The sequence below is a fragment of the Vibrio nigripulchritudo ATCC 27043 genome (assembly GCF_000222685.1).
Lineage (GTDB): Bacteria > Pseudomonadota > Gammaproteobacteria > Enterobacterales > Vibrionaceae > Vibrio > Vibrio nigripulchritudo.
Genome location: NZ_AFWJ01000104.1, coordinates 1 through 7,328, shown reverse-complemented (window position 1 = coordinate 7,328; position 7,328 = coordinate 1). Strand labels below are relative to the sequence as shown.

General features: G+C 41.5%; 7 protein-coding genes and 2 tRNA genes. 6 read left to right on the top strand and 3 right to left on the bottom strand.

Annotated elements, in window-relative coordinates:
* Positions 1-710: DNA ligase (locus RH89_RS10285; RefSeq protein ID WP_004401645.1), on the bottom strand; the 710-nt coding region annotated here is incomplete at its 3' end.
* A 339-nt stretch (positions 711-1,049) separates the two neighbouring features.
* On the opposite strand from RH89_RS10285, the gene RH89_RS10280 reads away from it, so the two are divergent.
* From RH89_RS10280 to RH89_RS10265, 4 genes are all read left to right on the top strand, one after another.
* A tRNA-Val gene (locus RH89_RS10280) sits at positions 1,050-1,126 on the top strand.
* 26 nt (positions 1,127-1,152) lie between these two features.
* Positions 1,153-1,229, top strand: a tRNA-Val gene (locus tag RH89_RS10275).
* A 426-nt stretch (positions 1,230-1,655) separates the two neighbouring features.
* Positions 1,656-2,837: an EAL domain-containing response regulator gene (locus tag RH89_RS10270; protein ID WP_004401644.1), complete on the top strand. Its 1,182-nt coding sequence runs from the start codon at positions 1,656-1,658 to the stop codon at positions 2,835-2,837.
* A 95-nt stretch (positions 2,838-2,932) separates the two neighbouring features.
* Positions 2,933-3,229, top strand: a complete 297-nt coding sequence (locus RH89_RS10265; RefSeq protein WP_004401643.1) for a hypothetical protein — start codon at positions 2,933-2,935, stop codon at positions 3,227-3,229.
* 230 nt (positions 3,230-3,459) lie between these two features.
* Here the strand turns inward: RH89_RS10265 and RH89_RS30515 are convergent, their stop codons facing one another.
* Complete coding sequence (locus RH89_RS30515) at positions 3,460-3,588, bottom strand: hypothetical protein (RefSeq protein ID WP_022591137.1); 129 nt, start codon at positions 3,586-3,588, stop codon at positions 3,460-3,462.
* A 43-nt stretch (positions 3,589-3,631) separates the two neighbouring features.
* On the opposite strand from RH89_RS30515, the gene RH89_RS10260 reads away from it, so the two are divergent.
* Together RH89_RS10260 and RH89_RS10255 are read left to right on the top strand one after the other, a co-directional pair.
* Entirely contained in the window at positions 3,632-5,716 is a 2,085-nt protein-coding gene (locus RH89_RS10260; protein ID WP_158091118.1) for an EAL domain-containing protein, read from the top strand.
* Positions 5,685-6,716: a GGDEF domain-containing protein gene (locus RH89_RS10255; protein WP_080563993.1), complete on the top strand. Its 1,032-nt coding sequence runs from the start codon at positions 5,685-5,687 to the stop codon at positions 6,714-6,716. Before RH89_RS10260 ends, RH89_RS10255 begins: the two co-directional genes overlap by 32 nt.
* Positions 6,717-6,776: 60 nt before the next feature.
* Here the strand turns inward: RH89_RS10255 and hppD are convergent.
* Positions 6,777-7,328: 4-hydroxyphenylpyruvate dioxygenase (gene hppD / locus RH89_RS10250; protein ID WP_004401640.1), on the bottom strand; the 552-nt coding region annotated here is incomplete at its 5' end.

Here is a 7,328-nt window from a genome sequence, read left to right as displayed (position 1 = left end):
ATATAAAATTCCTTACCGTCAGCACATCTTACAAAGTAAGAACCAAGCATTCCGTGGTACTTACCTTCACCCGGTTTGTAGCCGATGATTGTGGCTTCTGCATCCTGATACTTTTTAAGTTTGAGTAGGTCATCAGAACGACCTGGTCGATATCTTTGGTTCACTTTACGCAACATCACACCCTCGCCATAATTACCGTCAATGGTGTCGAGCATGCTCATTAGCTGGGAATAATTACCTGCAGGCAGGTGTTCGACATAGCGAACATGATGTTGGTTGATCACCTGAATCCAGTTTTGAATGTCGTAATAGCGTTTGGCGTAATCACCAGCAGAATGTGGAAGGTCAAAAACCATGAACTGAATGTCCTGCCACGCACGGTCAGATGGCGTTTTGTCCATCACAGTTTGTTGAACAACGTGAAATTTACCTCGACCAGCCCAAAGTTCACCCTCCATCATGACGGGAGGCAGGTTTTCAATAAACCAAACAGGAGCATGAATCTTTGTACCTTTGCGGCTGTAAAGTGTTTCACCATCCCAAACCACGCGTATTCCGTCGAGTTTCTCCGAAACCCAGTATTCATCAAGATTGACTTCCGATTTGTATTCGTTCGCCAGGAGCAGTGAGTGCTCGGTAGTTCGTTCTGCAATTGCTGACGTTCCGCTCAGCGCAGCGATAATCACGCACGCTAAAATCCTTTTCTTCATTCCTTTCCCTAGTCCTTTGGGTACGACATTAGATTGAATAATGTCATTTATATTTATCGGAATCCGAATCCCCGAGCGAATTATCAGTTGATCAAATGCGATCTATTCTCACCTATTTACTTAAGTCTTTGAAATGATTACAACGCGATCAGACGGTTGTCACTTTTTCAATTTATCTGGTTAAAAGCCTCAAACATCCATTGTTTAGAAACTCAGAGACTAATTTGGTCGAATTTATAACCAAGGTGATCACAAAGACGCCAACCAGTTCAAAAACCTCAAATTTCCACTTGCACCCCTCGCCCGCAGTGGTTAATATCCTCCTCGTTCCAAGGGAATGCGTCCGTAGCTCAGTTGGTTAGAGCACCACCTTGACATGGTGGGGGTCGGTGATTCGAGTTCACTCGGACGCACCATTCCTTTTACTTGGAGCACAAAATTTGGGTCCGTAGCTCAGTTGGTTAGAGTACTACCTTGACATGGTAGGGGTCGGCGATTCGAGTTCGCCCGGACCCACCAAATTTAAACAAAGCCCGCTTATTCAGCGGGCTTTGTTGTTTCTGTTATACCTCTCCTCGCCTTCCTAATCCGTTCATTTTTCATATACATTTCCCCTTACTTTATACAGAATTCACACCCGTTTAAATGCAACAAAACTGTCACATAAAACTTATCAGATCAAATATCAAGAAAGACTCCGCAATTATTTGGCTTTTGATGCTTTACCCACAATTAGAGTGGTTAGTTTCTTTGTTAAATACCAAATATGATTTTAATCAAATAACATCTAAGCAAATAGAAACACTATTAAATAGTTAATTAAGGGGAATTCAGATTAGAAATATTTACTTACAAATATAACGTGAGATATACCATTAAATAAAAGAACAACGGACTGTAAATAATACATATAAATATACAAGCCATTAAAGTGGAGATATTGAAATGGCAAAGGGAATGAGAATTTTTATTATTGACGACTCTAAAAGCTCCCTATATTTAATACAGAGCATGCTAAATGAAATCGGATATAAAAATGTGACAACGTCAACCTCCCCTTCTTTTGCTTTTAAGATGGTTTCAGACGATCCTACAAGATTTTCAGTCGTTTTGACCGACTTAAATATGCCAAATTACGATGGAATGCAAGTCATTAAAATGTTGGGGAAAATTGGTTATAAGGGAGGTGTTGCCATAATCTCCGATGCGGACCACAAAGTCATCAACTTAGCTGTTGAGATAGCAAGAAGACACCGGGTGTTTCTGCTTGGAAGCATACGAAAGCCAGCGTTGTCAGAAGAGTTAAAACGACTTTTAGAAAGAGTTTCCCTGCGAGAAGAAAAGGAGTTCGCAAACCAGGCGTGCATTCCCAGAGACGATTTGATATCAGCTATCAGTAACCGACAGATTCGAGCTTTTTATCAACCCAAAATCAATATATCGGATAGCGGTATCTCTGGCTACGAGGTCCTGGCCAGAGTAGAGCATAAAAAGTCACGCATCTTGCTACCCTGGCAGTTTATCCCCTCTGCCATGAAGTACGGACTCATCAACGAGTTATTTTATGAATTGATGAACACAGCCCTAAGCGAGGTTCAGGCGAAAGAGAAGCAAACTAATCTAAGCTTTAATCTTAGCCCGCAGCAACTCGAAGAAACCCGGCTGCACATAAAGCTAGCGGAAATTGTGAGTAGCTATGATATTGACCCAAAGGAAATCACGTTCGAAATAACTGAAGAACATGCTTTGTCGAGCTTGGTACAGCTAGAGACACTGAATCGCTTAAGAATTCGAGGATTTCGCGTTTCCTTAGACGATTTCGGGACTGGATTTACGAACTTCAAACAGCTCAAGAAGTTGCCTTTTTCAGAAGTAAAAATTGATCGCTCTCTTATAAAGGATATTCATCGAGATACTTTTTCACAAACTGTGGTGAATAGTTTGTATGAACTCGCTCAGTGCCAAAAAATTTCTCTTGTCGCAGAAGGTGTTGAAAAATCCGATGAATTTGAGTTTTTGAAAGACCATTACCAGAAAATTTTAATTCAAGGATATTTGATCAGCAAACCGAAACCTTTAGATAAATTACTCTGTTGGAAGAAAAGTTGGGAATCTATTCGAAGCTAAATTCGATTTTATATTTATAGTGATGCATATAACTTACTAATTGTAATATTTTGTTTCGTAATCAAGTTGGTTTTATTAAAGGAATAAAAAACACAATGATTATATATCCTAAGCAAGGTCACAAAAATTTTATAGGCTTTATATTTAATTTAAGAAGCGGAAATATTCCCATACTTACTCATGATGACATGTTAGTTCTACTTCATGACCGTTCCCTTCTGAGAAGTAAAGTCAGTGGAGGTGATAAGAAAAACCGATACCTTATAGACCAGATTGACCCGTTCAGAGGGCAAGCTTATTTGCTTTTCTCAAGACCTTTTGAAGAGTGGCATGAGTTTATTGCAAATTATTTTATCAATGAGAATCTAAGCCGGATCACCGCAACAGTTTAGTGCCTTCGCTTGCGCACTCGCTACCAGGTTAAGCTGTCCTGGTAGCCCCTTTCAAGATTCCTAACCAAATCCACGGTTTTGTATAACAAGGTTTCCCAACTTAATAACAGTTGTATCTATAATTCTGCGCCAGTTGGCTCTGATGGAAATGTTGCAATGCCCACCTTGTTGGTTTCTTTGTTATTTACTTTTTGCACCTTGACTGTTTTCTCACAATTTAATCTGGAGAATCAGCTACTTGCAAAAGACAAGATAAGCTTTTCAAGCACAAGTTCTATTGCCATACCCAGCTTTTCAGATGGCTGGAGCAAGAACGGACACTGTACTCCCAGGCTAATGGAAAGCTGTTGGTTTTCCATAGAAATTTCCGAACAAGAAAGACAACATTATTCGCTATACCTGGTGAATCGGACTCTCAGTAACGGTCAACTTTTCTTTTTCGAAGATCAACGACTCTTGCTGACAGAAGACTTCAAAGGCTTTCGAGCCATTCAACTGGATAAGCCCTTTTCATATGATCGTATTTACCTGAAAACGCCCAACGAACAATATGCCCTGTTTAACCCAATTTTAGTCAACAACGCACATCTGCTTGGTCAACTCATCACGAGAGACGTTTTTGTTGTTGCCTTGATGACAGTCTTTGCCGTTTTATCTGTCTTTTACGCACGATTTAAATGGCATGAAAGTAAAATATCTTCAGTGTCATGCATTGTCTATATGGCAGCACTTACCCTCTTTTATCTATACGGCTACGGCTTTTTGCCTTTGAGTCACGTTACAGAAAAAGGGATTCAAAATGTAGAATGGTTAAGTAACGATTTTTGGTATTCCTGCTACATCGTCTCTGTTTTTGCATTCTTTCTGACGGTGTATTGCAAGGAAAACAGCAGGCTTAACCCGACTCACATCGTCATCATGGTCGGATTCATTGCTGCTCAAGTTGTCGCGTTGAATGTACTTAAAGCGAGTGAACCGAATTTAATCATCAACATGGCGGGTGGTGCGTTGGTGTTCTATCACCTAATCACCCACAAAGATACGCGATATAAGCCTTTTATTATCAACATGTATGCGGCGTGTTTTGCGGTATCGGTACTGATAGCCATTGCCACTTACCGCAATAGCGAAGTAACCAAGTACCTTTTCCTGTTGCAGGCGATATTTTATCTGTTCCACGTATTAATCATCACGCTTTGTATCTATGAACTGGCGGATATGCGAGTGGTTAATTTCAATGACTACGGACTTATCCTTCGCAAATCCAACAAAGATCCGCTCACAGGCTTGCCAGATGTTGAAATATTGAAAGACAAAGCAGTCTTTGATGAGAAGCAGTTCCTCTATTTCATTACCATCAAAAACATTGACTCAATCAACCGACAACTGGGTCGTGCCAGCGGTAATCACATATTAATCAAGCTCTCTAGGGAGCTTAAGAATGTTGCAAGAGTGAATCAGGGGCAACTCTACAGGGTTAAGTCTTCTAGCTTTTTACTGATTACATCTCAAACCTCGTCCAGCCGCATAATTGATTTAGTTAAGAGCAACCTGACATATTCAACGGACATTAAAGTTGATATCTGCTTTGGTCGCTACGAGACCCAACCGTCTGATTCTTGTCAGACAAGCATGTTCAAAGCTCAGTTGTGTTGCTTAAATGCTGTCGAGCAAGATGCCATGTTTAAAGACTGGAATGACAACGATCATTTCATGCTTTACTCACTTCCAGAAAGAAAGCAAGAAGCAAAGTCTCTCATTCTTTCCAATGCTCTACGGCTGTATTCGCAACGAATATTTCCTCTTTCTGAAAAAGCCAATACAAACAAGTTTGAAGTACTTTGCCGCTTACACTACGAAGGTCAGAACCAACAGGTGATTCCAGCTGGTCAAGTTTTGAAAGTGGTGACACTGCATGGTCTCGAGCAACTACTTGATAAAACCATTTTGTCCAAGGCAGCTTCTTATCTGACTCAACATGAACGTTTGGAACTCGCCGTTAACGTCACACCTAAATCTTTGCTCGACCACGAGCTCGTCAGGTTTCTAAAAACATTACCCCACTCTGTCCGTTCTCGCATGTGTCTGGAGCTGACAGAACAGGATTTTTACGCCATGGACACGAGTTTTTCTTCCATCCTGCAAGAACTCCGAAAGTCTCAGTTGAAGATTGCTCTTGATGACTTTGGCTCGGGTTTTTCCAGCTACGCCACTCTCTCTAATGACGTGTTCGATTTCATTAAGATTGACGGTTCTCTGGTTCAGCATGTTGAGCACTCAAAATTCCAACAAAAAATGATTGAGTCGATTGTAGAACTTGCAGAAATCAACGGCGCAAAGGTGGTTGCAGAGTTTATTGAAAATAGACTTCAGCGCGAAATACTAGAAAAGCTTGGAGTTCACTACGGTCAGGGATACGCCGTACATAAACCTCAGGAAATAAGCGGAGTACTTGATGATTTGGAGGCAAGTCGTGAAGCAAGCTAACGATCTTGATAACCTGAGAGAGCGCGTGTTCCTGAAGCTTTCCATCTTTCTGGGACTTGTTGCCATTCCATTAGCTGCGCTGAATTACTATCTTGGGGATATGGCATTGGCGCTTATTCAACTGACATACACGTTTACTGCGCTTGTTACCTGGAGGATATTTGATCGTTTTCAGACCAAGAGATCATTAATTCGCACACACATTTTGATTCTTTGTGCGGTGATTTTACTCTCCATCATAACCAAGCCCATAAACGAAGGTGTATTTCAGTGGTCCATCTGTTTGCCTGCGATATTTTTCTTCCTTTTGGACAAGAACGAAGGTGTCACCTATTCGCTGCTGTATCTGGTCATCAAAATCATTGCACTCATGTTTATCTGGGAACCTGAGATACAGATATCCGTGGTTAACTTTGTTCTTTCCTACCTGCTGACAGCATCGGTATGCTTCACGTACGAAAGCAAACGCACCAGTTATCAGAAAGACTGGAAAAAGCTGGCACACTTCGATTTTCTGACAGGAGCACTAAACCGACGTGCTCTGGATTGCCACCTTAGCGAGATTCAGAAAAATGAGGTTGATGTACCTGCCGTAGTGAGCTTTGACATAGATAACTTCAAGCAAATCAATGACAGACATGGTCATGATGGTGGCGATCAAGTGTTAATCGAGCTGACCAAACGACTACAGAAATTTTGTGGAGAGCAATACGTCTATCGTGTCGGTGGAGAAGAATTTGTCGTCGCACTATCAAGAGAGTTGCTTGCGTATTCTGGATCAGTAAAGAGCGCCGCTGAGTCAATTTTAAGGTGTGTCTCGATTCATCCTGTCTGCCACAATGAGAAAAGTATTTTTGTCACTGTAAGTGGCGGTTTAGTTACAAGAGACAACTTCGATACCGGAATGTGGTCGGTGCTGGATGAAAATCTCTATATGGCTAAAAAGCACGGTAAGAGCCGGATCTACAAAGACAAAAACCTGCTGGCTTTGTTTGAATAGTATGAATTCGAAAAGCTGCATTATGCAGCTTTTCGAATTTCTGAGTTATTGTGTTTTTAGCTACACGTTTTGCAGTACACCGCGTCTGATCTGGTCTTCTTCGATGGATTCAAACAGAGCTTTGAAGTTACCCTCACCAAATCCTTCGTTTCCTTTACGTTGAATAATTTCGAAAAACACCGGTCCGATAACGGTCTGCGTGAAGATTTGCAGTAAAATACCGTCTTTCATTGGCGCGCCGTCGATCAGGATTTGCAAGTCGCGCAAATGGCTAACGTCTTCTCCATGCCCCTCAACACGTTCGTCTACTTTTTCATAGTAAGTATCTGGAGTTGGCATAAAGTCCATTCCGCGATCGCGAAGTGTCTGAACGGTTTTGTAAATGTCGTCTGTCGTTAAGGCAATATGCTGAATCCCTTCCCCGTTGTATTCCTTCAGGAACTCTTCGATTTGGGATTTATCATCTGATGACTCATTAATCGGGATACGAATCTTGCCACATGGCGCTGTCATTGCCCGGCTAACCAAACCTGTAAGTTTGCCCTCGATATCGAAATAGCGGATTTCGCGGAAATTACCGATTCGCTCATAAAATCCAGACCACACATCCAT

Bases quoted from the DNA above. Each gene is read 5' to 3' on its own strand.
- RH89_RS30515 (WP_022591137.1), bottom strand. From the start codon at position 3,588: ATGGAAAACCAACAGCTTTCCATTAGCCTGGGAGTACAGTGTCCGTTC.
- RH89_RS10255 (WP_080563993.1), top strand. From the start codon at position 5,685: ATGATTTGGAGGCAAGTCGTGAAGCAAGCTAACGATCTTGATAACCTG.
- RH89_RS10270 (WP_004401644.1), top strand. From the start codon at position 1,656: ATGGCAAAGGGAATGAGAATTTTTATTATTGACGACTCTAAAAGCTCC.
- RH89_RS10265 (WP_004401643.1), top strand. From the start codon at position 2,933: ATGATTATATATCCTAAGCAAGGTCACAAAAATTTTATAGGCTTTATA.